Source organism: Serinicoccus sp. JS2-9, from assembly GCF_059025165.1.
On the sequence record NZ_CM180091.1, the window covers coordinates 1863261 to 1883338 of the forward strand.

Consider the following 20078-nt stretch of genomic DNA (forward strand, 5'->3'; position numbering starts at 1 on the left):
CCCCCCGCAGCTGGGGCTCCGCCCCAGACCCCGACCGACCCGACCACCTGTTCCCCGTGGCTGGGGCTCCGCCCCCATCCACCCCCGCAGCTGGGGCTCCGCCCCAGACCCCGACAGGAGCGATTCGTTGAGCCTGATTCAGCAGCCGACCCGCCGCCGGGCGACCTTCCACGACCTCACCGTGAGCCGGGTGGACCGGTTGACCGACGAGGCGGTCGCCATCAGCTTCGCCGTGCCGGAGGAGCTGCGCGAGGAGTTCCGGTTCGAGCCGGGCCAGCACCTCACGTTGCGGGCGACCATCGACGGTGAGGACGCCCGCCGGTCCTACTCGTGCTGCATCTCCCGCGGGCAGTCGCAGGAGTCCGGCGAGGTCCGGGTCGCCTCGGCGCACGTGCCCGGAGGCGTGATGTCGAGCTGGCTGCAGGAGCACGTCAGTGCCGGCGACACCCTGCAGGTCATGACCCCGATGGGCTCCTTCACCTGCCCCACCGACCCCACCGCCACGAAGCACCACGTCGGGGTCGCCGCCGGGTCCGGCATCACGCCGGTGCTCTCGCTGCTGACGACCGTCCTGGAGGAGGAGCCGGGCTCCCGGGTGACGTTGGTCTTCGGCAACCGCCGGACCGACAGCATCATGTTTCTCGAGGAGCTGATGGACCTCAAGAACCGCTTCCCCGGTCGGTTCACCCTCCTCAACGTGCTCTCGCGCGAGGCGCAGGACGCCGCGCTGCTCACCGGCCGCATCGACCGGGACAAGTTCGAGGAGCTGCTCGCGACCTTCATCCCGGAGGACGAGGTCGACGAGTGGTACCTATGCGGTCCGCTGGGCCTGGTCGAGACTGCCCAGCAGGTGCTCGCCGAGCGCGGAGCCGACCCGGAGCACGTGCACCACGAGGTCTTCCACGTCGACGACGCCGGCGCACCGGTCGCCGACTCCGACGCCGCGCCTCGCGACCCCGGTGCGCCACCAGAGGCAGTCGCGACCGTGACCCTCGACGGCCGGACGACGACGGTGCCGATGCCGACCCGGGCCGAGACGATCCTCGCGGCCACCCTGCGTGAGCGCCCCGATGCGCCCTTCTCCTGCACCGGCGGCGTGTGCGGCACCTGCCGCGCCAAGGTCGTCGACGGTGAGGTCCGGATGGAGCGCAACTACGCGCTCGAGCCGGACGAGGTCGAGCGCGGCTACCGGCTCATGTGCCAGTCGCACCCGGTGAGCGAGCAGGTCACCATCGACTACGACGCCTGAGGGACGAGCGACGCCACCCGGCGTGTCGTGCACAGGGCAGAGGTGCTCTGCGGCGTGTCGCACGCCCAGACGTGCAGCGCGCAGCACGTATCAGGCAGCACGCATTCAGTATCACGAAGCGACACCGAGCACACCTCGGTCTCAGGCCCGGCCGCGCTGGCGCAGCACCCACTCGACCTCCATCCACGCCGTCTCGGCGAAGGTGGGCAGCGCGACGCCCAGGTCGAACACGGCGGCCGTGTCCAGGACCATCGGCACCCGCCAGGGCAGGGCGACAGACTGCCGCAGCGAGGATGAGCCCGCCGTGCCCGAGGGTGCCGCCACCACACGGGGGACGGGAGAGACGCCGGCGGCACGCCATACCTCCTGGGCCAGCTCGCCCGCTGGACGCGGGCCGGCGTCGGCGACGTTGAGGACCCGCTGGCCCGGCGCGGTGGCGCAGGCGAGCACGGTCCGGGCCAGCACCTCCGCCGAGGTCGTGGACTCGAGGATCTCGGGCCGGTCGACCACGACCTCCTTCGGTGGCGGGCCCGGCGCGACGAGGTCGAGCACCGGTGGCGTCCGGAGCTGTCGGACCCAGGGCCCGTGGATCTTGCTGGGGCGGAGCACGCTCACCCGCTCGCCGCGCTCGAGCAGGACACGCTCGGACTCCGCCTTGCCCGCGCCGTAGCCCGCGGCCGAGCGCACCCCCTGGCCGGACCAGCCCATCGTGGGGGTGGACTCCGGGACCGGTCCGGGGAGGTCGATGCCCGCGGGAGAGTTGAGGTGGTGGCCCCGGGCGTCGACATAGACCGCCTTGGCCGAGAGGTATGCCGTGCCGCCGCACCGGCGGGACAGCTCGGCCAGTCCACGGGCCTGGTGGGGGCGGTAACCCTGGCCGTCCACCAGCAGGTCGACACCGTCTCTCACCAACCGCGCGGTCGCGGCTGCGTCGTCCCGGTCGACGGCGGCGAACCGGATGCCGAACTCCGCTGCGCTCGGGGGCAGGTGGGCCGGGTCCCGTCCGGTCACGGTCACCGACCACCCGGTGCGGGCCAGGTGCAGGGCGGCGAGCCACAGGCTCCCGGTGCCACCGAGGACGAGGGCGTGGGCGGGCATGGGGGCACGCTAGGCCATCGCCCACGCGGGAGCAGCGGCCCACCTGTGGACGACGGTCGTGGCCGCCTCCGGGCGCCTAGGCTCGGTGTCGCGGCACCGACCCGCCCCGGGTGGACGGCAGCGCTGCCGCAGACGGGAGCGCGCGAGGGAGGGGAGCGGATGACGAGGGCGTACGGCGGGCGCAGGATCGCGGACGTGGTGAGCTGGCCGGTGGGCAGGGTCGGGCTGTGGCGTCGGCTCACGGCGCTGTCGGAGCTCGCCTGGGACGTCGACTCCGGGCTCGACGGCGTGTGGATGCCGGGAGACTGGTGGGGGCTGGCGCGGCTGCGCGTGCCGCGCCGACCCGGCGCCCGGATGACCGTGCCTCCGGCGGTCCTGACGACCCTGGAGGAGGACGACTCCTGGGACGTGCTGACTTTCGCGGACCGGCTGGAGCTGGTGCCCGGTCGCAGCCTGCGGGAGCAGCTGGGCGGAGCCCCGGCCGGCCCCTCCGTGCCAGGCGCGGTCCTGGCGCAGTGGCGGGTCGTCGACGCACGCAGAGGCGGGCCGCTGCCGGGTCGCAGGCGGAGCAGGGATCCGCTGGCGCGCTGGTCGCTGGAGCTGCAGGGCCCACCCGGCCAGCCGAGTCTCCGGCTGCAGGGCCGGTGGGTGACCCTGGCGTGGATCGGCCACCTGTGCGGCTGGCCGGACCCGGTCAGTCGGTGAGGTCGTGCCAGTGCAGGTCGAGCTGGCCGAGCAGGTTTCGCAGCAGCGGCAGGCTGAGGCCGACGACCGCGTGGTAGTCGCCCTCGATGCCCGTCACGTAGGGACCGCCGAGGCCGTCGACGGTGAAGGCCCCGGCGACGTGCAGCGGCTCTCCGGTCGCGACGTAGTGCGCGATCTCGGCGTCGGAGAGGTCGGCGAAGTGGACCACCGTCGAGGCGGTCGCCCCGAGGGTGGCGGCGCTGCCGCTCACCCGGTCGTCGATGAGCCAGTGACCGGTATGCAGCGTGCCGCTGCGCCCGCGCATGCGCTGCCACCGCTCGATGGCGGTCTGGGAGCAGTGCGGCTTGCCGTGGATCTCGCCGTCCAGCTCGAGGACGGAGTCGCACCCGAGCACCAGGGCGTCGAGGTCGTGGTCGCGGCTGACCTGCTCCGCCTTGGCCCGGGCCAGGGTGAGCGCGACATCGGCGGCGTCGAGCTCGCCGTGCTGCTCCTGGGCCGCGTCGATGACGGCGTCCTCGTCGACCCCGGAGACGAGCACCTCGGGATGCACGCCGGCCCTGGTCAGCGTCGTGTGGCGGGCCGGGGACGCGGAGGCGAGGACCAGAGGGATCACGGGGCTCAGCCTAGTGGCCCGGGATCGGCGGTGCCCGGGCGCAGACCGTGCGGCCGGTCGGCGTGAGGTGGCAGGATCGGGCGGGTGACGGCATACCTCGCCTTCCTCCGCGCGATCAACCTCGGCGCCCGGCGGAAGTTCGGCAAGGACGACATCGTGCGGGTGACCACCGCGGCCGGCTGCACCGACGTCGCCACGCACATCAACACCGGCAACGTGCGCCTGCAGACGCGCCTGCGCTCGCGGCGGCGCCTCGAGGGGGTGCTCGAGTCCGCCTACCTCGCCGACCGGGGTTTCGCGGTGCCGACGATCACGTATGCCGTCCCGGAGTTCCTGGATCTCGTGGCCGACGTCGACGAGCTCGGCGCGGGGCACTCCGGCCAGCACCACGTCTGCCTGCTCAAGACCGAGGTGTCGGCGCAGCAGCGGGCCGATGCCGAGCGCCTCGGCGACGGCGGAGAGCGTCTGGTCATCCGTGGTCGCGCGGCCCACCTGCTCATCGGCGACACCTTTCACGGCGCGTCGCTGAGCAACGATGCGGTCGAGAAGGTCCTGGGGGGCACCGTGGCCACGACGCGCAACGCCCGGGTGATCCGGGCGATCGCGCAGCAGTGGTGCTGAGGCTCAGAGCTCGCCCAGCACCGCCGCCCGGAGCGTGTCCAGCCCGACGCCCCCGATGTCCAGCGCCCGCCGGTGGAAGGCGGTGAGGTCGAAGTCCTCACCCTCCCGGCGGCGGCACTCCTCGCGCAGCTCCAGCCACAGGCGCTCGCCGATCTTGTAGCTCGGCGCCTGCCCCGGCCAGCCGAGGTAGCGGTCCAGTTCGAAGCGCAGCGACTCCTCGTTCTCGTGCGCGTGGGTGGTGAGGAACTGCCACGCCTTGTCGTAGGTCCACATCCCTCCACCGACCTCGGCCGGCGCCTCGAAACCGCAGTGCACGCCGATGTCGATGACCACGCGGGCCGCCCGCAGCGACTGGCCGCCGAGCAGGCCCATCCGGTTGCCCGGGTCGTCCATGTAGCCCAGGTCCGCCATGAGCCACTCGGCATACAGCGCCCATCCCTCGCCGTGCCCGGAGGTCCACGACGCCAGCCGCCGCCAGCGGTTGAGCAGCTCGGAGCGGTAGACCGTCTGTCCGATCTGCAGGTGGTGCCCGGGCACGCCCTCGTGGTAGACCGTCGTCAGCTCCCGCCAGGTGGAGAAGCGCGTGACGCCCTTGGGCACCGACCACCACATCCGGCCCGGGCGGGAGAAGTCCTCGCTCGGTCCGGTGTAGTAGATGCCCCCGGTCTGGCTCGGCGCGATCATGCACTCGATCCGCCGGACCGGCTCCGGCACGTCGAACTGCGTGTCGGTCAGCTCCGCGACCGCGGCGTCGGCCCGCTCCTGCATCCACTCGCGGAGCGCGTCGGTGCCCTCCAGCACATAGCGCGGATCCTCGTCGAGGATCGCGACGGCCTCCTTGACGCTGGCACCCGGCCGGATCTGCTCGGCCGTCTGTTCCATCATCGCGGTGATCCGCGCCAGCTCCTCCTGGCCCCAGCGGTAGGTCTCCTCCAGGTCGATGTCGGCGCCGAGGAAGCTGCGCGAGTGCAGCCGGTAACGCTCCTGGCCGCAGGCGTCCGACTCCGGCGCCTGTGGCGCGAGCTCGTCGGTCAGGTATGCCGCGAGCGCACCGAAGGCGCGCTTGGCACCGTCCACGGCGCTCGCGAGGTGGGTGCGGATCGGCTCCGGCTGACCGGCGCTCTCGTCGGTCAGCGCATCGAAGCTGCTCGCCTCCTCCCCGGACTGGTCACGGCACTGCTCGGCGACCGCGCGGACCTGGCGCAGCGGCGCCACCTGGCCCTGGCCGGCGGACCAGCGCAGCGCGGAGAGGTACTGCTCGATCGCCGTCGGCACGGCCTCCAGCCGCGCGATGAGGGTCTCCCAGTGCGCCTCGGTGTCCTTGGCCATGAGGTCGAAGATGTCGCGGACCGCCTGCGGCGCCGAGGCGATGACGTTGAGCTCCACCGGTGCCTCCCCGGCGAGCACGAGATCGAGCGACTCCACCTCGAGCCCGAGCCGCTCGCGCAGCGCCGCCGCGGTGACCCGGTCGGTGTCGTCGACCGGCGAGGCCCCGTCCAGCAGCTGGAGTGTCTCTGCGGCCAGGTCACGACTCGCCCGCAGCCCCTCGATGGACAGGTCGTCGATGGCGTGGTCCTGCCCGGCGACGCCGAGGTAGGTCGCCTCCAGCGGGCTCAGGGCCACCGCGGCGTCCAGATGCGCCTCGGCGATGCGGTCGATGTCGGTCAGGTCACGGCTGCTCGCGCTGGTGGTCACCAGAGCAACGTACCGAACGCTTCGGGGATGGTGGCGGCATGACCGCCGCCGACACCTGGGACCCCGCGCACTACACCCGGTATGCCGCGGAGCGGGACCGCCGGAGGCGGACGCCGAGGTCACCGATCTCGTCGCATGGGCCCGGGACGACGACGATCCAGTCGACCTCGGCGTCACCACGGCCACGCTCCAGTGGGTGGCGGGGCACCTGACGCTGCTGGCGGATCTCGTCGCCCGCATCAGGCCCGGTGGCGTGCTCGCGATGACCGTGCCCGGGAATGTCGACGAGCCGAGCCACACGCTGCGGCGCGAGCCGGCGGGTCGCGCCCCCTACGCCGCCCATCTCGAAGGGATCGCCAGCCCAGCCTCGCACGACCCGGCCGGCGCTCCAGGCGCTGCCGGACGACCTGCGGCAAGACTTCGCCGAGGAGTTCCGGGCGGCGCTGCGCGCGGCCTACCCCCGCACCGACGCCGGCGTGGTGCTCCCCTTCCGCCGGGTCTTCGCGGTGGCGCTTCGGCATACCGGGACACTGGGGTCATGACCGCCCACGATCGCGCTGGATCCCGCCCCGGGGCACGGGGTCACCATGCGGACCGCGTTCGCCGCCGCGATGGGCGACATGGCCGCCGCGGAGCAGGTGGTCGCGGCCCGGTGCCTTCCGGCGCGCTTCCACGACCCCCTGGCCCGGCGGCTGGAGCGGCAGCGCGCCTGAGCCACGCGGCGCCAGGGACAGGAGCCCAGGAACGCTGCCATGGCGCCCGCTGCCCCTGTGTGCCAGGGTGTGCGGATCACGTCGCGTGGGGAGGCATCTGATGTCACCGGACCAGATCGGGTTCGCACTCATCATCCTGGGACTGTTCCTGCTGCTGGGCAAGGTCATCCGGGTCAAGGTCGGGTGGGTGCAGAAGCTCTTCCTCCCGAGCTCGATCATCGGCGGCTTCCTGCTGCTCCTGCTCGGGCCGCAGGTGCTCGGCCGGATCGGCGCGGTCCCGGAGAACGGCCTGTTCACGGGATCGATGCTCGAGGTCTGGGGAGCCCTGCCCGGCCTGCTCATCAGCGTCGTCTTCGCCACGATGTTCCTGGGCCAGGACCTCCCGACACCGAAACGGGCCGGCAAGCTCGTCGGGCCGCAGCTGGCCCTCGGCGTGGCGATGGGCTCCGGGCAGTATGTCGTGGGACTGCTCCTCGCGGCGCTGGTGCTCGTGCCCCTCTTCGCCGCCGAGCCGATGGCGGGGGCGCTCATCGAGATGGGCTTCGAGGGTGGCCACGGCACCGCGGCCGGCATGCGGCCGGTGCTGGAGGAGATCGGCTACGAGGAGGGCGCCGACCTGGCGGTGGGCATCGCCACGATCGGGATCGTGGCCGGCATCGTCATTGGCATCGCCCTCATCAACTGGGGGGTCCGCACCGGACGCACCGAGATCCTCACCGGTGACGTCAAGGCGTCGGTCGAGGAGCAGAAGGGCCTGTTCCGCAAGGACGAGCACTACCCGGCCGGCACGATGACCAGCCGCCCCTCCTCGGTGGAGCCGCTCTCGCTGCACATGGCCCTGGTGTCGGTCGCGATCCTGCTGGGCTGGTGCGTGCTGGAGGGCCTACGCTGGATCGAGGCGCAGACCTACGGCACCATCCTGCTCAACGACGAGACGCCGCTGGAGATCTTCGCCTACGTGCCGCTCTTCCCGTTGGCGCTGCTCGGCGGTGTGCTCATCCAGGCCGTGGCGGCCCGGGCCGGGGTGGACCACCTCATCGACCACCAGATCATGCTGCGGATCCAGGGATGGGCGCTGGACTTCCTCATCGTCGCGGCCATCGCCACCCTCTCGCTGGAGGCCATCGGCGCCAACATCTGGTCCTTCCTGCTGCTGGCGGTCTGCGGCATCGCGCTCAACGTCGGGCTGTTCCTCTGGTTCGCCCCCCGCATCATCGGCCGCTACTGGTTCGAGCGCGGCATCGGCGACTTCGGGCAGTCGATGGGGGTCACGGCGACCGGTCTCATCCTCATGCGGATCACCGACCCGGACGCCGAGAGCCCCGCCTTCGAGGCGTTCGGCTACAAGCAGCTGGTCTTCGAGCCGTTCTTCGGCGGCGGGCTGGTCACCGCCCTGGCGGTGCCGATCATCTTCCTCTCCGGCCCCTGGCCGTTCTTCTCCGTCATGCTCGTGCTCTTCCTCGTCGCCCTCGCCGCCGGGTGGTTCATCTTCCGGCCGCGCGCGACCGCCGAGCGCGAAGAGCTGCGCCGCCAGGGTGAGGAGGGCGCGGACGCCGTCACCACCGGCTGACGCCGGCGCGGCTGCGTCAGCGCGGCAGCGCGGAGGCGCGCCAGCCGTCCGGCCCCACGGCCGGCCGGGGCCGGGCGAAGCGGGCCCGGGCGGTCCACAGGGTGCTGGGGCGCCGCGCGCCGTCACCGGACGCGGCCGCCTCACCGTCCGAGGCCGCGGCCAGCACAGCGGTGAGGGCCGCCACCTGCTCGGGCGTGGGGTTGCCGCGCACCACGCGCACCACCGGCTGGTCGCCGCTCACAGCGGGATGTTCCCGTGCTTGCGCGGAGCCCGGTTGGACCGCTTCGAGCGCAGGTGCCGCAGTGCCCGCGCCACCTCGACCCGGGTGTGCGAGGGCTCGATCACCGCATCCACGTAGCCACGCTCGGCGGCGATGTAGGGGTTGGCGAGCGTGTCTTCATACTCCTGGATCCGCTTCGCGCGCTCGGCCTCGACGTCGCCTCCGGCGTTCGCGACCTCCTGCAGCTGCTTGCGGTAGAGGATGTTGGCCGCGCCCTGCGCGCCCATGACGGCGATCTGCGCGGTGGGCCAGGCCAGGTTGATGTCGGCCCCGAGGTGCTTGGACCCCATGACGTCGTAGGCGCCGCCGTAGGCCTTGCGGGTGATGACCGTGACCAGCGGCACGGTGGCCTCGGCGTAGGCGTAGAGCAGCTTGGCGCCACGGCGGATGATGCCGCCGAACTCCTGGTCCGTGCCCGGCAGGAAGCCCGGGACGTCGACGAAGGTGAGGATCGGGATGTTGAAGGCGTCGCAGGTGCGCACGAAGCGCGCGGCCTTCTCGGAGGCGTCGATGTCGAGCGTGCCCGCCAGCTGCATCGGCTGGTTGGCCACCACGCCGACCGAGCGCCCCTCGACCCGGCCGAAGCCGACGCAGATGTTGGGGGCGAAGAGCTCCTGCACCTCGAGGAACTCGCCGTCGTCGAGCACGGTCGTGATCGCGGTCTTGATGTCGTAGGGCACCCCTGCGGAGTCCGGGACCAGCGTGCTGAGCTTCTCGTCGTCGGCGCCGACCTCCTCGTCCGGCTCCTCGTCGTAGGCGGGCGCGTCCTCGAGGTTGTTCTGCGGCAGGTAGCCCAGGAGCTCCTTGACGTAGTCGATCGCGTCGTCCTCGTCGCTGCCCATGTAGTGCGCCACGCCAGAGGTGGAGTTGTGGGTGCGCGCCCCGCCGAGCTCCTCGAAGGTCACGTCCTCGCCGGTCACCGTCTTGATGACGTCCGGGCCGGTGATGAACATGTGCGAGGTCTGGTCGACCATGACGACGAAGTCAGTGATCGCGGGGGAGTAGACCGCACCACCCGCGCACGGGCCGAGGACCAGGGAGATCTGCGGGATGACGCCGGAGGCGTGCACGTTGCGCTTGAAGATCTCGGCGTAGAGACCGAGCGCGACCACGCCCTCCTGGATCCGCGCACCGCCGGAGTCGTTGATGCCGACCACCGGGCAGCCGATCTTCATCGCCAGATCCATGACCTTGACGATCTTCTCGCCGAAGACCTCGCCGAGCGAGCCGCCGAAGACGGTGAAGTCCTGGGCGAAGACCGCGATCGGGCGACCGTCGACGGTGCCGTAGCCGGTGACGACCCCGTCGCCGTAGGGCCGGTTCTTCTCCTGGCCGAAGGCGGTGGACCGGTGCCTCGCGAAGGCGTCGAGCTCGGTGAAGCTCCCCTCGTCGAGCAGGGCCTCGATCCGCTCCCGGGCGGTCATCTTGCCCTTGGCGTGCTGCTTCTCGACGGCCTTGGCCGAGCCGGCGTGGACGGCGTCGTCCACCCGGGCGCGGTAGTCCTCGAGCCGCCCCGACGTGGTGCGCAGGTCGGGCCCGGGCGCGTCGTGATCGTCGGCGCCGGCGCTGACGGTGTCGCTGTCGGTCATGCACACAACTTAGCCTTGACGGCATGCGACGTCAGCCCTGGGCCACGCCGGAGTGGCACGACAGCCTCGGCTCGACCAACACCGAGGCGCTGGCCGATCCGCGCCCGGGTCGGGTGGTCGTCGCCGAGCACCAGTCGGCCGGGCTCGGGCGTCGTGGCCGGGTCTGGGAGTCCCCTCCCGGCACCGGTATGGCGATCAGCGCGGTCCTCCCGCCCGTCCCGTCGGTCGTGGCCGGCTGGGTCCCGCTCGCCGCGGGCCTGGCGGTCCGGTCGGCGCTCGCCGACAGCCGCTGGCCGGTCAGCGCCGTGCTCAAGTGGCCCAACGACGTGCTGCTGGAGTCCGGTCCGCGCCCCGGCAAGATCTGCGGCATCCTCACCCAGGTCGCCGCCACGGGGGCGGTGGTCGTCGGTGCCGGGGTCAACGTCGACCACGAGGCCGACCAGCTTCCGGTGCCCACGGCGACCTCGTGGCGGCTGGCGCGCGGGGGCGCGGTGCTGCCCGACGGCGCGCGTGAGGCCTTCCTCGAGGACTACCTGCGCCACCTCGCGACCTGGCACGCCGGTCTCGAGCAGGAGGACCGCGAACCGGTGCGGACGGCATACCTCGACGCCTGCAGCACGCTGGGGCGGCGCGTCGCCGTGCTCCGCCCGGACGGCGGCCGCACCGAGGGGCGGGCGGTGTCGGTCGACGAGGACGGCGCCCTCGTGGTCGAGGGATCCCAGGGTGGACGTGGCGTCCACCATGCGGGCGACGTCGAGCACGTGCGCCCCCAGTAGCCTGCCCTCATGGACGCACGGACGATGCTGCAGCTGACCCGTCACCCCGGCGCCGAGGGGCACGTGGTGGAGCTGACCCTGGACCGGCCGGCGGCGATGAACGCCGTCTCCACGGCCTTCGCCGAGGAGATCACCGCCGCGACCGCCGAGCTGGCGGCCGACGCCACCGTCCGCGCGGTGGTGCTCACGAGCAGCCACGAGCGGGCCTTCTGCGTCGGCGCCGACCTCAAGGAGCGCAACGGTTTCACCGACGCCCAGATGATGGACCACCGGCTTATCTCCAAGCTCGCCTACCGCGGCGTCCTGGACCTGCCGGTCCCCGCGATCGCCGCCGTCGAGGGCTTCGCCCTCGGGGGAGGTATGGAGCTCGCCCTGTCCTGCGACCTGGTGGTCGCGGGCGAGGGGGCGACGTTCGCGCTGCCCGAGGTCGGCGTCGGCGTCATCCCCGGCGGTGGGGGCACCCAGCTGCTGACCCGGCGGGTCGGCTGGTCCCGGGCGGCGTCGATGATCTTCACCGCCCGGCGGCTCGCGGCCCCGGAGGCCCACGACCTGGGGGTCGTCGACGAGCTGGTCGGGCCCGGCACAGCGCGCGAGCGGGCTCTGGAGCTCGCCGCGACCATCGCCGGCAACAGCCCGGTCGCGGTGCGCAACGCCAAGCGCGCGATGCGGATGGGCATGGGCACCGACCTGGCCGCCGGCCTGGAGATCGAGGACGGCGCCTGGCGGGCGACGGCCTTCAGCGGCGACCGCGCGGAAGGAGTCGCCGCCTTCGCCGAGAAGCGCGCACCGCAGTGGCCGGGGCGTTGACACACGCCGCATACTGGCCACCCCGGGTGCGGGAGGAGGAGACGCCGTGACCAGAGTCCTGCTCGCCGAGGACGACCCCACGATCTCGGAGCCGCTCGCCCGCGCCCTGCGCAGGGAGGGCTACGAGGTGACCCTGGCCCCCGACGGGCGTGCCGCGCTGTCGGAGGCGGTCGGGGAGCCCGGCCACGACCTGCTCGTCCTCGACCTGGGGCTGCCCCTGCTCGACGGCGTGGAGGTCTGCCGGTCGCTGCGCGACGCGGGCGTGCGCATGCCGGTGCTCATGCTCACCGCGCGCACCGAGGAGGTGGACACCGTCGTGGGCCTGGACGCCGGCGCGGACGACTACGTCACCAAGCCCTTCCGGCTCGGGGAGCTGCTGGCGCGGGTCCGCGCTCTCCTGCGCCGCGGCCCCGGCGCGGCCCCGAGGCCGTCCGGCGCCTCGCTGCGAATGGACATCCAGGCGCGTCGGGTCTTCGTCCACGACCGCGAGGTCCGGCTCACCACCAAGGAGTTCGACCTGCTGCGGGTGCTCATGCGCGAGGAGGGCCGCGTCGTCTCCCGCGAGGTCCTCATGCGGGAGGTCTGGGACACGTGGTTCGGCTCCACCAAGACGCTGGACATGCACGTCTCGGTGCTGCGCCGCAAGATCGGTGACGACGCGCACAACCCGCGCCACATCGTCACCGTCCGGGGCGTCGGCTTCCGCTTCCAGAACGACCCCGGGAGCGACGACGACCGTGAGGGTCCCGACGACGCCTCCACCGAGGCCTAGGGACGCGCGCCATGCGGTCCGTGCTCCGCGAGCTGTCGGTGCGCATCGTGCTCACCCTGGCGGGCCTGGCCCTGCTCCTCGGCGGTCTGGCCGCCTGGGTGCTGCGGGAGGTGCAGGCCGCCCGCTGGGACGCCGGCGGTGGCGCGCTGCCCGACTGGGTGCTGCTGCTCGTGCTGCTCGTCACCGCGGCGCTCGTGGCGCTCATCGGGGTGCCCACGGCGCGGTCCCTGGCCGACCGGGCCTCGGAGCGGGTCGCCGGGCCGCTGCGGCTGCTCGCGCACCGGACCGACGAGCTCGCCTCCGGCGGTTTCGCGCTCGACCCCGAGGCGCGACCGGGGCGCCTGGTCGAGCCCGAGCCGTGGAAGGCCGGGATCGCCGAGATCGACGCGGTCGCCCGCGAGGTCGACCGGCACCACAGCACCTTCGCCCGGGCGCTGGTCTTCGAGCGGTCCTTCGCCGCGGACGCCTCGCACCAGCTGAGGACCCCGCTCGCGGCGCTGCTGCTGCGGCTGGAGGAGATCGCCCAGTCCGACGACGCCGCCGTGGCCCGCACGGAGGCCGAGATCGCCATCGGCCAGGTCGAGCGGCTCACCGGGGTGGTCGACGAGCTGCTGCAGCGCACCCGCGCCGGGCACGCCTCGGGCGGGGCCGTCAGCGCGGCGGACGCGGTGCTCGCCGGGCTGGACGAGGAGTGGACGCCGGCCTTCGAGGAGGCCGCCCGGTCGATCGAGCTGACCTGCGAGCGCGGCGTCATCGTCGAGGCCAGCGCCTCGGCGCTGTCGCAGGTGCTCAACACCTTGGTCGAGAACGCCCTGGTGCACGGGCACGGGCGGGTGCGGGTCCACGTCGCCCGCTCCGGCCCGTCCGCCGTCTTCACGGTGGGCGACGAGGGCCCGGGTATCCCGCGCGACCTGGCGCGCACCATCTTCGACCGCGGTCAGACGACGGGGCAGGGCACCGGGCTGGGGCTGGCCGTCGCCCGGGAGACGGCCGAGTCGCTCGGCGGTCGGCTGGAGCTGGTGGAGTCCACGCCCCCGGTCTTCGCCTGCTACCTGCCCCTCGCGACGACGCCGTGACCGCGCCGCGGCCGGCCGTCCAGCTCCAGCTCGCCGCGGAAGACGAAGCGGCGGTAGGCCCAGAACCGGAAGAGCGTGCCGAGGACCAGGCCGACGCCGTTGCCGGCGATGTTGTCGGCGAGCTGGCTCTCCAGCCCGAGGACGTAGCGGGAGAAGCCGAGACAGGCGAGCGCGATGCCCAGCCCGATGACGTTGAAGACGACGAAGAGGCCGAACTCGTGGGCCACCGGCTCGCTGCGCCGGTGGCGGAAGGTCCACAGCCGGTTGCCGAGCCAGGAGAAGATGGTGGCCCCCGAGGTCGCGACGGTCTTGCCCCACAGCGGCGAGCCGTCCATCGGTCCCTCGAGCAGGCCCGGGACGCCGAAGACGAGGATGTTGTAGAGCGCCGTGTCGAGGACGAAGGCCAGGGCACCCACGGTGCCGAACTTCGCGAGCTCGGCCACGAGGACCTGGTAGGTCGCCCGGGCACGGGCGATCAGACCGGCGCTCGGAGGGGTTCCCACAGGGCGGCAGTCTAGGCCGCGCCCCTGGGTAGGCTTGCGCGGGTGACCGCAGCGATCCCCTCCACCCCGACCCGCGCCGAAGGAGGCTTCCCCGTCGTCGGCATCGTCGGCGGCGGCCAGCTCGCCCGGATGTGCCAGCCGCCTGCGGTGGGCCTGGCGATCACGCTCTCGGTCCTCTCGGAGTCGGAGACGGCCAGCGCAGCGCTCGTCGTTCCGCACAGCCCGGTGGGCGAGCACACCGACCTGGCGGCGGTGCGGGAGTTCGCCGCCGCCTGTGACGTCGTCACCTTCGACCACGAGCACGTCCCGCAGGAGGTGCTGCTGGCGCTGCAGGAGGAGGGTGTGCAGCTCCACCCGAGCCCCCAGGCCCTGGTCTTCGCGCAGGACAAGCTCGCCATGCGCCGCCGCCTCACCGAGCTCGGCCTGCCCTGCCCGCGCTGGGCGCAGGCGCGCACCGCGGCGGACGTGGAGGCCTTCGCGGAGCAGGTGGGGTGGCCCCTGGTCGCCAAGGCTCCCCGCGGCGGCTACGACGGCAAGGGAGTCCTGGTATGCCGCTCGCTCGCCGACGTGCAGCCGTGGCTGACCGAGGTCGGCACCGGTGGTCTCGCCGACGGCGTGCTGCTGGAGGAGGCCGTGGACTTCTCCCGTGAGCTGTCGATCATGGTGGGCCGCAGCCCGTCGGGGCAGGCGGCGACCTGGCCGGTCGTGGAGACCGTGCAGGCCGGCGGGATCAACACCGAGGTCCTCGCCCCGGCCCCCGGCCTGGACGACGACCTGGCCGCCGCGCTCGCGGAGGGCGCCCTGCGCATCGCCGGTGAGCTGGGCGTGACCGGGGTCATGGCGGTCGAGGTCTTCGAGGTGACGGATCCGACGACGGGTGCTGCTGCATACCTCGTCAACGAGCTCGCGATGCGCCCGCACAACAGCGGCCACTGGAGCATCGACGGCGCGGTGACCAGCCAGTTCGAGCAGCACCTGCGGGCCGTGCTCGACCTGCCGCTCGGCGACCCCTCGGCCCGGGCCCGGTGGACCGCCTCGGCCAACGTGCTCGGTGGCGACTTCCCCGAGCTCTACGGCACCTACAAGCACCTCATGGCCCGCGACCCCGGGCTGAAGATCCACCTCTACGGCAAGGGCGTGCGCCCGGGCCGCAAGCTCGGGCACGTCACCGTGTGCAGCACAGATGACGCGGGCGACGACCAGTTGGCCGCTCTGCGCGAGCGCGCGACCCATGCCGCCGACTACCTCCAAGGAGTGGTGACCGAGTGAGCACGCAGCCGCAGCAGGGTGCCGACCGGCCGCTCGTCGGCCTGGTCATGGGCAGCGACAGCGACTGGCCGGTCATGGAGGCGGCCGCGCTCGCGCTGGAGGAGTTCGGCGTGCCCTACGAGGCCGACGTCGTCTCGGCGCACCGGATGCCGACCGAGATGATCGACTACGGCCGCTCCGCCGCCGACCGCGGACTGCGGGTCGTCATCGCCGGCGCCGGGGGAGCGGCGCACCTGCCGGGCATGCTCGCCTCGGTGACCGTGCTGCCGGTCATCGGCGTCCCCGTGCCGCTGAAGCACCTGGACGGCATGGACTCGCTGCTCTCGATCGTGCAGATGCCCGCGGGCATCCCGGTGGCCACGGTCTCGGTGGCGGGGGCCCGCAACGCCGGGCTGCTCGCGGTGCGGATGCTCGCCGCGGGGGAGGGTGACCGGGCCGCCCGGTGGCGCGAGCAGCTGGCGACCTTCGCCGACGACCTGCGCGAGCAGGCCCACGCCAAGGGCGAGAAGCTGCGGGAGCGCCGGGCGACGGACTGACCCCTCCGGTTGACGCGCGCGTTAGGCTTCCGCCATGAGCGAGTTCGACCTGTTCCGGATCAACGAGGACCACGAGGCCCTGCGCGAGGCCGTCCGTGAGGTGGCCGACGAGCAGATCGCGCCGCACGCCGCGGCGGTCGACGAGGAGAGCCGCTTCCCGGACGAGGCGTTGAAGGCCCTCGTCGCGACCGACTTCCACGCCCCCCACATCGCCGAGGACTACGACGGCGTCGGCGCCGACGCGCTCGCGACCTGCATCGTCATCGAGGAGGTCGCGCGGGCCTGCGCCAGCAGCTCGCTCATCCCGGCGGTCAACAAGCTCGGCACCATGCCGCTCATCCTCGCCGCGAGCGAGGAGGTCAAGTCCCGCTACCTGCCCGCGGTGGCCCGGGGCGAGGCGATGTTCTCCTACGGCCTCTCCGAGGCGGGGGCGGGCTCGGACACCGCCGGGATGTCGTGCAAGGCCGAGGAGCAGGGCGACGGGTCGTTCGTCCTCAACGGGCAGAAGTCGTGGATCACCAACGCCGGCGTGAGCGAGTTCTACACCGTCATGGCCGTCACCGACCTGGATGGCCCGCGGGGGCGCAACGTCACCGCCTTCGTGGTCGAGAAGGAGGACGAGGGCTTCACGTTCGGCGCGCCGGAGAAGAAGCTCGGCATCAAGGGCAGCCCCACCCGCGAGCTGCACTTCGACCACTGCACCATCCCCGGTGACCGCATGGTCGGTGGCCGAGGGGAGGGCCTGAAGATCGCCCTGCGCACCCTCGACCACACCCGCGTGACGATCGGCGCCCAGGCCGTGGGCATCGCCCAGGGGGCGCTGGACTTCGCCCTCGGCTACGTCAAGGAGCGGCAGCAGTTCGGCAAGGCGATCGCCGACTTCCAGGGCGTGCAGTTCATGCTCGCCGACATGGGGATGAAGCTCGAGGCCGCCCGGCAGATGGTCTACGTCGCCGCGGCCAAGTCCGAGCGCGGCGACGCCGACCTGCCGTTCTTCGGCGCGGCCGCCAAATGCTTCGCCTCGGACGTGGCGATGGAGGTCACCACCGACGCGGTCCAGCTGCTCGGCGGCTACGGCTACACCAAGGACTTCCCGGTCGAGCGCATGATGCGCGACGCCAAGATCACCCAGATCTACGAGGGCACCAACCAGATCCAGCGCCTCGTCATGGGCCGGCAGCTGCTCCAGGGCTGACCCGGCCGTCGCCGGGCCGGCTCAGCCGTCCTCGGAGGCGGCGTCGTCGTCACCCTGGTCGTCGCCGTCGTCACCGCTGTCGTCGGTCCCGCCCTCCCGGGGGATCGCCTCGCGGCTGACGATGAGCAGGCCGCCGTCCTCGGCGCGGGCGACACCCAGTGTCTCGTCCTGGGTGATGACCGAGCCGTAGGCGTAGCTCACGACCGCGCTCACCTGCGCGGTGCCGTCGCCCGACTCGGTGGCCTGCACCTCGCTGACGCTCACGTCGCCCAGGCCCTCGGCGATGTCGCTCGCGAGCCAGGCGTCCGCGCTCATGCTCTCCCGGGCGGCGGCATACCCGTCGCTCTCGAGGGTGGCGTAGAAGTCCTCGACGAATTGCTCCGCCTCGGCGGCGCCCACCGGGCTGGTGTCGACCTGCCCGCTGTCCTGGCTCGCGTCGTCGCCTCCGCCGAGGCCGGGGCCCGAGCCGGTCGCGATCGTCCACACGAGCCAGCCGAGCAGGGCGAGCAGCGGGATCGCCGCGAGCCACCCGAGCCAGGTCCCGCGGCGCGGTGCCGCACGACGCGGCCGGTCGGTGGCGGCGTAGGAGCGGCGCGACGGTGCCTCGCCCGCCGGCCTCGCCCCTGCGGGCGACGCGCCCGGCGGCGGCGCCGCAGGTGGCGGCTGGGCGCTTCCCCGAGTGCGCGCGAAGGTGCGGGTGGGGTCGGCCTGCGGCACCTGCTCGGTATGCGCCTCGGCCCCGCTCGCCACGCCTCCGGCCACGGCGGTGGGCCCGCCGCCGCGCGGTGCGGCAGCGGTGTCGCTGTCGCCACCCCGCGCGACCGAGTCCAGTTCGCGGGCCGCGTGGGCGGCGTCCCAGCGGGCCCGGGGGTCCGGATCCATCATGCCGGCGAGCACGGGCTCCAGGGCCCCGGCGTGCTGGGGCGGGCGGACCTGCCCGCCCGCGATGGTGTGCAGCTGGGCGACGGCGTTGGGGCGCTCGGGGAAGGGGCGTTCGCCCTCGACCGCGGCATAGAGGGTCGCGCCCAGGGCCCACACGTCGGAGGCGGTGCTCGGGTCCTCACCGCGCGCGAGCTCGGGGGAGAAGTAGACCGCGGTGCCGGAGACGAAGCCGGTGCGGGTGAGCTGCGGGTCCTCGTCGGCGCGGGCGATGCCGAAATCCGTGAGCTTGGCGTCGCGACCCGACTCACCGGCGAGCAGCACGTTGGCCGGCTTGACGTCGCGGTGCAGGATGCCGGCCCGGTGCGCGGCGGCCAGGGCGGTGGCGAGCTGCGCGCCGATCGAGGCGACCTGCGCCACGGGGAGCCGCGCGCCGTCCGCGATGAGCTCGGCGAGGGAGTGCCCGTCGACGTACTCCATGACGATCCACGGCGACCCCTCGTGCTCGAAGGCGTCGTAGACCCGGACGACGTGCTGGTGCGCCAGCGTCGCGCTGGTGCGTGCCTCGCGAAACCCGCGGTTGAGCAGGACCTCGGCGTCGGTCTCACCCGCGACCCGCTTGAGCGCGACCTGGCGGCCGAGGTTCTCGTCGGTCGCGAGCCAGACCTGACCCCCGCCACCACGACCCAGCGTGCGCACGATGCGATAGCGCCCGGCGACCAGCGTGGGGTCCTCACCCACGGGCGTCTCCCGCGTGGTCTCGGGCTCTCCGGGGGAGCCGGAGTCCCGGCGGGTCTCGTCGCTGTGGCTGTCGGGCATGGTCACCTCCGTGGGCACAGGGTAGTCGGCGGGCGGCCGACTACGGCTCGACCGTGATGGCCTGACCCTGGCGCAACGCCGTGAAGAGCTGGGTGGCGCCCTGCTCGTCCCACAGCACCGCGCTGCCCACCCCGGTCTGGTAGTTGGCGTCGGCCACCGGGACGGTCACCGAGTTGCCGGAGCCGGAGGCCACGGCCCGCATCGCCCAGGCCAGCCGCCCGGCCTCGACCATCGAGGTGTCCTCGCCCAGGCGGATCGCACCCCCGGTGGCCGTGCCTACGTCGTAGAGCCGCCACGGCACGAAGACCGTCTGCGGCGTGGCCATGCGGTCCACGAGGGCGGAGAGGAACTCGCGCTGGCGCTCGACCCGCCCGATGTCGCCCCGCGGGTCGCTGTAGCGCATCCGCACGTAGCCCAGGGCCTCCTCGCCGCCGAGCTCCTGGCACCCGGCGGGGAGGTCGATGTGCGCCCGGTCGTCCTGGATCGCCTCGTCCAGGCACATCTCTACCCCGCCCACGCCGTCGACCACGTCGACGAAGCCGCCGAAGCCGATCTCCATGTAGCCGTCGATCGGGAGCCCGGTGGCCCGCTCCACGGTGTCGACGAGGAGCTCGGGCCCGCCGGAGGAGTGCGCGGAGTTGAGCTTGTCCCAGCCCTGGTCACGGATCTCGACGTAGCTGTCGCGCGGGAGGCTCACGAGCGTCGGGTCGCCGAGGGTGGGGACGTTGAGCAGCATGACGGTGTCGGCCCGATGGCCCTCGGTGAAGCCGGTGCCGAAGTCGCTCTGCTGCTGCTCGGTCAACTCCTCGCGGCTGTCCGTCCCGACGAGGAGGTAGGTGTCGCCGCTGGCCGCGGAGGGGCGGTCGGAGGCGTCCGGGGTGGCGTCGACGCGGTTGATGCTGCCCCACACCAGTGCGACGACGACGATCATCGACACGAGGTAGGCCACGACGAGGAAGGCGAGGAAGGCGACGACGCGGCGGATGCCGTAGCGCGGTCGGCGAGGTCGGGGCGGGCGACCCCGCCCCCCGCCACGCGGCGCGGGCCGGTAGTCGCCGCGATCGTCATACCCGCCGCTGTCGCCATAGCCCCGCTCGTCGTCGTACCCGCCGCGGACGTCGTAGCCCTGCTCGTCGGCATACCTGCGCCCGCCCTGCGGGACGTGCTGGGTCGGCTCGCTGCCCGACCCGCGACCCTCGCGCGGGGTGCGGGGCAGGGGGCGGGTCCAGTCGTCCTCGGGGTGGTTCGGCACGATCAGACAGCCTACGGCCTCGACCTTGCCGAGCCCTGGGAGGCTCGTCGGGGTGCCGCGG

At 73.1% G+C, this 20078-nt stretch carries 22 protein-coding genes; 13 read left to right on the top strand and 9 right to left on the bottom strand.

The window, feature by feature from the left end:
- The first annotated feature begins 127 nt into the window (after positions 1 to 127).
- Positions 128 to 1249 carry a 1,2-phenylacetyl-CoA epoxidase subunit PaaE gene (gene paaE, locus AC5PYY_RS09190; RefSeq protein ID WP_493896516.1) on the top strand — a complete coding sequence of 374 codons (1122 nt, stop codon included), beginning with the start codon at positions 128 to 130 and terminating at the stop codon, positions 1247 to 1249.
- A gap of 141 nt (positions 1250 to 1390) precedes the next feature.
- On the opposite strand, the gene AC5PYY_RS09195 is transcribed toward paaE, so the two are convergent.
- A complete protein-coding gene (locus tag AC5PYY_RS09195; RefSeq protein ID WP_493896517.1) occupies positions 1391 to 2347 on the bottom strand; it encodes an NAD-dependent epimerase/dehydratase family protein in 957 nt (318 codons plus the stop codon).
- Positions 2348 to 2506: 159 nt separating this feature from the next.
- On the opposite strand from AC5PYY_RS09195, the gene AC5PYY_RS09200 reads away from it, so the two are divergent.
- Positions 2507 to 3052 (top strand): hypothetical protein, encoded by a 546-nt coding sequence (locus AC5PYY_RS09200; protein WP_493896518.1) that lies wholly within the window; start codon positions 2507 to 2509, stop codon positions 3050 to 3052.
- Here AC5PYY_RS09200 and AC5PYY_RS09205 read toward each other — a convergent pair.
- A complete protein-coding gene (locus AC5PYY_RS09205) occupies positions 3042 to 3665 on the bottom strand; it encodes a Maf family protein (RefSeq protein ID WP_493896519.1) in 624 nt (207 codons plus the stop codon). The two genes, AC5PYY_RS09200 and AC5PYY_RS09205, sit on opposite strands and share 11 nt — an antisense overlap.
- Positions 3666 to 3749: 84 nt before the next feature.
- Between AC5PYY_RS09205 and AC5PYY_RS09210 the strand changes: the two genes are divergently transcribed.
- Positions 3750 to 4286 carry a DUF1697 domain-containing protein gene (locus AC5PYY_RS09210; RefSeq protein ID WP_493896520.1) on the top strand — a complete coding sequence of 179 codons (537 nt, stop codon included), beginning with the start codon at positions 3750 to 3752 and terminating at the stop codon, positions 4284 to 4286.
- Positions 4287 to 4289: 3 nt separating this feature from the next.
- Here the strand turns inward: AC5PYY_RS09210 and AC5PYY_RS09215 are convergent, their stop codons facing one another.
- The gene (locus AC5PYY_RS09215; RefSeq protein ID WP_493896521.1) at positions 4290 to 5981 is read right to left on the bottom strand and encodes a DUF885 domain-containing protein; all 1692 of its coding nucleotides are present in this window, start codon (positions 5979 to 5981) and stop codon (positions 4290 to 4292) included.
- 70 nt (positions 5982 to 6051) lie between these two features.
- Positions 6052 to 6189, bottom strand: a complete 138-nt coding sequence (locus AC5PYY_RS09220) for a hypothetical protein (protein WP_493896522.1) — start codon at positions 6187 to 6189, stop codon at positions 6052 to 6054.
- Between the two features lie 70 nt (positions 6190 to 6259).
- Here AC5PYY_RS09220 and AC5PYY_RS09225 point away from each other — a divergent pair, with 70 nt between their 5' ends.
- The 3 genes from AC5PYY_RS09225 (at position 6260) to AC5PYY_RS09235 (ending at position 8264) form a co-directional block, all read left to right on the top strand.
- Positions 6260 to 6523, top strand: a complete 264-nt coding sequence (locus AC5PYY_RS09225; protein WP_493896523.1) for a hypothetical protein — start codon at positions 6260 to 6262, stop codon at positions 6521 to 6523.
- A 45-nt stretch (positions 6524 to 6568) separates the two neighbouring features.
- A complete protein-coding gene (locus AC5PYY_RS09230; protein ID WP_493896524.1) occupies positions 6569 to 6694 on the top strand; it encodes a hypothetical protein in 126 nt (41 codons plus the stop codon).
- Positions 6695 to 6794: 100 nt separating this feature from the next.
- The gene (locus tag AC5PYY_RS09235; RefSeq protein WP_493896525.1) at positions 6795 to 8264 is read left to right on the top strand and encodes a sodium/glutamate symporter; all 1470 of its coding nucleotides are present in this window, start codon (positions 6795 to 6797) and stop codon (positions 8262 to 8264) included.
- 16 nt (positions 8265 to 8280) lie between these two features.
- On the opposite strand, the gene AC5PYY_RS09240 is transcribed toward AC5PYY_RS09235, so the two are convergent.
- On the bottom strand, positions 8281 to 8505 hold the full coding sequence (locus tag AC5PYY_RS09240) for an acyl-CoA carboxylase epsilon subunit (RefSeq protein ID WP_493896526.1): 225 nt from the start codon (positions 8503 to 8505) through the stop codon (positions 8281 to 8283).
- Entirely contained in the window at positions 8502 to 10133 is a 1632-nt protein-coding gene (locus tag AC5PYY_RS09245) for an acyl-CoA carboxylase subunit beta (protein WP_493896527.1), read from the bottom strand. Before AC5PYY_RS09245 ends, AC5PYY_RS09240 begins: the two co-directional genes overlap by 4 nt.
- Before the next feature lie 23 nt (positions 10134 to 10156).
- Between AC5PYY_RS09245 and AC5PYY_RS09250 the strand changes: the two genes are divergently transcribed.
- Genes AC5PYY_RS09250 through AC5PYY_RS09265 form a run of 4 tightly spaced genes read left to right on the top strand, consistent with a single transcriptional unit; the run spans position 10157 to position 13564 of the window.
- Positions 10157 to 10909, top strand: coding sequence for a biotin--[acetyl-CoA-carboxylase] ligase (locus AC5PYY_RS09250; protein ID WP_493896528.1), 753 nt, complete (start codon positions 10157 to 10159; stop codon positions 10907 to 10909).
- A gap of 9 nt (positions 10910 to 10918) precedes the next feature.
- Positions 10919 to 11716, top strand: a complete 798-nt coding sequence (locus AC5PYY_RS09255; RefSeq protein WP_493896529.1) for an enoyl-CoA hydratase-related protein — start codon at positions 10919 to 10921, stop codon at positions 11714 to 11716.
- Between the two features lie 46 nt (positions 11717 to 11762).
- Complete coding sequence (locus AC5PYY_RS09260; protein ID WP_493896530.1) at positions 11763 to 12488, top strand: response regulator transcription factor; 726 nt, start codon at positions 11763 to 11765, stop codon at positions 12486 to 12488.
- An 11-nt stretch (positions 12489 to 12499) separates the two neighbouring features.
- A complete protein-coding gene (locus AC5PYY_RS09265) occupies positions 12500 to 13564 on the top strand; it encodes a sensor histidine kinase (RefSeq protein ID WP_493896531.1) in 1065 nt (354 codons plus the stop codon).
- On the opposite strand, the gene AC5PYY_RS09270 is transcribed toward AC5PYY_RS09265, so the two are convergent.
- Entirely contained in the window at positions 13537 to 14067 is a 531-nt protein-coding gene (locus AC5PYY_RS09270) for a GtrA family protein (RefSeq protein ID WP_493896532.1), read from the bottom strand. The two genes, AC5PYY_RS09265 and AC5PYY_RS09270, sit on opposite strands and share 28 nt — an antisense overlap.
- A gap of 42 nt (positions 14068 to 14109) precedes the next feature.
- Between AC5PYY_RS09270 and AC5PYY_RS09275 the strand changes: the two genes are divergently transcribed.
- Genes AC5PYY_RS09275 through AC5PYY_RS09285 form a run of 3 tightly spaced genes read left to right on the top strand, consistent with a single transcriptional unit; the run spans position 14110 to position 17067 of the window.
- Entirely contained in the window at positions 14110 to 15336 is a 1227-nt protein-coding gene (locus AC5PYY_RS09275; RefSeq protein ID WP_493896533.1) for a 5-(carboxyamino)imidazole ribonucleotide synthase, read from the top strand.
- Positions 15337 to 15383: 47 nt separating this feature from the next.
- Positions 15384 to 15872 carry a 5-(carboxyamino)imidazole ribonucleotide mutase gene (gene purE / locus AC5PYY_RS09280; RefSeq protein WP_493899353.1) on the top strand — a complete coding sequence of 163 codons (489 nt, stop codon included), beginning with the start codon at positions 15384 to 15386 and terminating at the stop codon, positions 15870 to 15872.
- A gap of 34 nt (positions 15873 to 15906) precedes the next feature.
- Positions 15907 to 17067 carry an acyl-CoA dehydrogenase family protein gene (locus tag AC5PYY_RS09285; RefSeq protein ID WP_493896534.1) on the top strand — a complete coding sequence of 387 codons (1161 nt, stop codon included), beginning with the start codon at positions 15907 to 15909 and terminating at the stop codon, positions 17065 to 17067.
- Between the two features lie 21 nt (positions 17068 to 17088).
- Here the strand turns inward: AC5PYY_RS09285 and AC5PYY_RS09290 are convergent, their stop codons facing one another.
- The gene (locus tag AC5PYY_RS09290) at positions 17089 to 18765 is read right to left on the bottom strand and encodes a serine/threonine-protein kinase (protein WP_493896535.1); all 1677 of its coding nucleotides are present in this window, start codon (positions 18763 to 18765) and stop codon (positions 17089 to 17091) included.
- A 40-nt stretch (positions 18766 to 18805) separates the two neighbouring features.
- Positions 18806 to 20017 carry an LCP family protein gene (locus AC5PYY_RS09295; RefSeq protein ID WP_493896536.1) on the bottom strand — a complete coding sequence of 404 codons (1212 nt, stop codon included), beginning with the start codon at positions 20015 to 20017 and terminating at the stop codon, positions 18806 to 18808.
- Positions 20018 to 20078: the final 61 nt, after the last annotated feature.

Coding starts and splice junctions, on each gene's coding strand:
- AC5PYY_RS09195 (WP_493896517.1), bottom strand. CDS start 2,347: ATGCCCGCCCACGCCCTCGTCCTCGGTGGCACCGGGAGCCTGTGGCTC.
- AC5PYY_RS09200 (WP_493896518.1), top strand. CDS start 2,507: ATGACGAGGGCGTACGGCGGGCGCAGGATCGCGGACGTGGTGAGCTGG.
- AC5PYY_RS09225 (WP_493896523.1), top strand. CDS start 6,260: ATGTCGACGAGCCGAGCCACACGCTGCGGCGCGAGCCGGCGGGTCGCG.
- AC5PYY_RS09230 (WP_493896524.1), top strand. CDS start 6,569: ATGCGGACCGCGTTCGCCGCCGCGATGGGCGACATGGCCGCCGCGGAG.
- AC5PYY_RS09235 (WP_493896525.1), top strand. CDS start 6,795: ATGTCACCGGACCAGATCGGGTTCGCACTCATCATCCTGGGACTGTTC.
- AC5PYY_RS09245 (WP_493896527.1), bottom strand. CDS start 10,133: ATGACCGACAGCGACACCGTCAGCGCCGGCGCCGACGATCACGACGCG.
- AC5PYY_RS09250 (WP_493896528.1), top strand. CDS start 10,157: ATGCGACGTCAGCCCTGGGCCACGCCGGAGTGGCACGACAGCCTCGGC.
- AC5PYY_RS09255 (WP_493896529.1), top strand. CDS start 10,919: ATGGACGCACGGACGATGCTGCAGCTGACCCGTCACCCCGGCGCCGAG.
- AC5PYY_RS09265 (WP_493896531.1), top strand. CDS start 12,500: ATGCGGTCCGTGCTCCGCGAGCTGTCGGTGCGCATCGTGCTCACCCTG.
- purE (WP_493899353.1), top strand. CDS start 15,384: ATGGGCAGCGACAGCGACTGGCCGGTCATGGAGGCGGCCGCGCTCGCG.
- AC5PYY_RS09285 (WP_493896534.1), top strand. CDS start 15,907: ATGAGCGAGTTCGACCTGTTCCGGATCAACGAGGACCACGAGGCCCTG.
- AC5PYY_RS09290 (WP_493896535.1), bottom strand. CDS start 18,765: ATGCCCGACAGCCACAGCGACGAGACCCGCCGGGACTCCGGCTCCCCC.